3 protein-coding genes are annotated in these 2,326 nt (G+C 49.6%); 1 reads left to right on the forward strand and 2 read right to left on the reverse strand.

From position 1 onward, the window contains the following. Positions 1-233 precede the first annotated feature (233 nt). Complete coding sequence (locus U9P07_09810; GenBank protein MEA2109700.1) at positions 234-500, forward strand: hypothetical protein; 267 nt, start codon at positions 234-236, stop codon at positions 498-500. 39 nt (positions 501-539) lie between these two features. Here U9P07_09810 and U9P07_09815 read toward each other — a convergent pair whose 3' ends face one another. Further along, positions 540-1,529: a hypothetical protein gene (locus tag U9P07_09815; GenBank protein ID MEA2109701.1), complete on the reverse strand. Its 990-nt coding sequence runs from the start codon at positions 1,527-1,529 to the stop codon at positions 540-542. Beyond that, a complete protein-coding gene (locus U9P07_09820) occupies positions 1,529-2,179 on the reverse strand; it encodes an L-threonylcarbamoyladenylate synthase (GenBank protein ID MEA2109702.1) in 651 nt (216 codons plus the stop codon). Before U9P07_09820 ends, U9P07_09815 begins: the two co-directional genes overlap by 1 nt. Positions 2,180-2,326: the final 147 nt, after the last annotated feature.

The following is a 2,326-nucleotide window of genomic DNA, read 5'->3' on the forward strand; positions in this document are numbered from 1 at the left end:
CATGCGGTAGAAAAGGATATTGTCTGGATGTTTTTTCTTGATCGCCTGGTATTGCCGCAGCATGGGGGTCAGTTTGGGCAATTTATCAGCAGCGAAATCTTTTTTAGCGGCCATCAGGAAATTCTCAGTAGCTTTTTTTCTAAAATATTTGATGCTTTCGTAAAAAGCGTTCTCAGTCCGCTTTGGCGGCCCAACTTCAAAAAATAAGTAATCGTTCTTGAGGATGTTCCGGCATGGCTCTCGCTCATTCTCGCCGGCCGTCAATGGCCGGCTTCCGAGGCGTCCGCTGCGAATCACATCGTGTGATTCGTTCAGCGGCCACTACCGCTATGAGCCAAGCCCGAACATCCTATAATGTATTCCTGGCAATGCAAGTCAGAAAGTTGAGTTATTACGAAAGCATCATAAATATTTGGTCTAATGCGGGAACATATCCCGCAACCCAAACGGACTTTTACGGCCCGCAAATAAGTACTCTTATCAGAACATTTTCTTGTTAAAAAAAACAAGAAAATAACCTGTAAGGTACTAATATTTTTTTAGTTTGTCTGTCTGAAGGAACCTGAACGATCTCCCTGTTTCCAGGAAATTAAGACATCGGGTTTGTTTCGAGCCTTGCTGTGGCCGATCAGCAATGATGCGGCTGCCGGCATTTGTTCCTCTGAGCCGCTGAAAATGCCGATGGGGCCGGGCATTTCTCCCAGCCGCATAATGATGGTTTTCCGGTCAGCCAGTTGCAGCAGCTGTTGGTTTTCACTCTGGTTCCGGCCGATTACCAGAAATGCTGCCGGGGGAAAGTGGTAAAAACGGCCATATTTCAGCATCTCGGCTTCACGGGAATCTGGGCGATGTCCATCAGCATAAAGGGCCTTAATCCGCTTGGCATAGGCGGGGTCGGTGAGCAGACAGCCGCCTGCCGGGTTAGGGAAATTGGCAATTCCCAATTCCGCTGCCAGCCGCAGCTGAGGTTTACGTCCCCTGCCGGAAAAATCAAAGAGTTTTGTCCGGTCAACCAGACCTTCCTGCTCCACAATGGTTTCCGTCAGCAGTTTGGCTGACAGGGGGCGGAGCAGCATACCGGTCGTCTCTGAATTCCTTTCAATGATGCGCATGGTATCCCGCCGTTGTGAAAACGGGCGCTGGCCAAGAACCTCACCGGTAACGATAAAACTTGCGCCCCATTTGGCGGCATACGTCTTGGCGCTACGGACCATGAGCAGCTTGCAGTCTATGCAGGGGTTGAAATTCTTACCATATCCATGGGTTGGAGCTGCAAGCAGCTCAAGAAATTCGGTGCTGATATCAATAACACATAGAGGGATGTCATAGTCTTTTGCAATTTTGGCAATGAATTCATTTTCCTGCCCCCTGATTCCGGTATTGAAAAAAGGGGTGGTGAAAAAGACTCCCTGGATGGCAAGATGCTGCTGCTGCAGGACTTTTACCGCCAGAATGCTGTCCAGTCCCCGGGAGAACAATGCTACTGCCTGTGGATTTGGGATTGGGCTGCCAAAAAAATTTTTAGCCATCAGCTTTGCTCCTGTTCAAGGGAAATATCACCGGAGCGAATCACTTTTGGAGGAGATACGGTGATATCGATGAGCGTTGAAGCCAGTCCTGGAGGACAATCACCGCCATCAACGCAGAAATCTACCTTTTGCAGCAGCTTCCGGTCAAGTTCAGTCCAGGATTTGGCCGCTGGGGCGGAGCTTAGATTGGCACTGGTGGCAATCAGGGGCAGCGACAGTTTCTTGCTGAGCAGCCGCAGGAAAGGATGGGAGGAAATGCGCACGGCTATTTTTTGTTCCGGGCTGACGGTTCCGGCAGGTAGTCCCTGTCGGGCTGAAAAAATAATAGTTAATGGTCCGGGCCAGTGACGATTCATGAGTTTTCTGGCCACGTCCGGGATGTCTTCCACCAGGGATTCGAGCATCTGGCAGTCGCTGACCAGGATTGGGAACGCTTTATTGTCCGGGCGGTTTTTCAACTTTCCCACTCTTTCTACCACTTGTTGACTTAAGGCATTGCCACCAAGGCCATAAAAGCTCTCAGTGGGAAAAATAAAAACTTTTTCTGTGCGGATAGCGTCAATGATTTGCTGGATAAAAAGCCCTTCCTGGCTGGCAGGAAAGGGATAGGGAATACAAGAAAGGTTCAAGGTGTAAGGTGTAAGGTTCAAGGCTAAAGGCTAAAGGCTACAGGCTACAGGTTACCGGGATTGGGGACATTCTTGAGTTTCGCGTTAAAAACAAATTCAAGTTATTTCTCCCCGGCGTGAGCGATAGTCAAGAGTGTCCCCCAGCGAAGCCCGGCGAAGCAAAGGTGC

It is taken from the genome of Pseudomonadota bacterium (assembly GCA_034660915.1).
Lineage (GTDB): Bacteria > Desulfobacterota > Anaeroferrophillalia > Anaeroferrophillales > Anaeroferrophillaceae > DQWO01.

Bases quoted from the DNA above. Each gene is read 5' to 3' on its own strand.
- U9P07_09810 (MEA2109700.1), top strand. From the start codon at position 234: ATGGCTCTCGCTCATTCTCGCCGGCCGTCAATGGCCGGCTTCCGAGGC.
- U9P07_09815 (MEA2109701.1), bottom strand. From the start codon at position 1,529: ATGGCTAAAAATTTTTTTGGCAGCCCAATCCCAAATCCACAGGCAGTA.